Source organism: Paenibacillus sp. GQ49, assembly GCF_059759055.1.
Map to the genome: position 1 here is coordinate 1 of NZ_JCAXEL010000062.1, position 281 is coordinate 281.

Annotated in this window: 1 rRNA gene; it reads right to left on the reverse strand. The window is 52.0% G+C overall.

Annotation, left to right across the window (positions count from 1 at the left end):
• Window positions 1-279, reverse strand: a 23S ribosomal RNA gene (locus AC6CIF_RS31945); the annotation flags it as partial.
• Between the last annotated feature and the right edge of the window lie 2 nt (window positions 280-281).

Below are 281 nucleotides of genomic sequence, written 5' to 3' on the forward strand. Positions count from 1 at the left end.
TGGTTTGGGCTTCTCCGCGTTCGCTCGCCGCTACTGACGGAATCACTATTGTTTTCTCTTCCTCAGGGTACTTAGATGTTTCAGTTCCCCTGGTATGCCTCTACACAACCTATGTATTCAGTTGTGAGTAACTGGAAATTACCCCAGCTGGGTTTCCCCATTCGGACACCCCCGGATCAAAGCTTGCTTACAGCTCCCCGAGGCAGTTTCGTTGTTCGCCACGTCCTTCATCGGCTCCTAGCGCCTAGGCATCCTCCGTGTGCTCTTAGTAGCTTAACCAT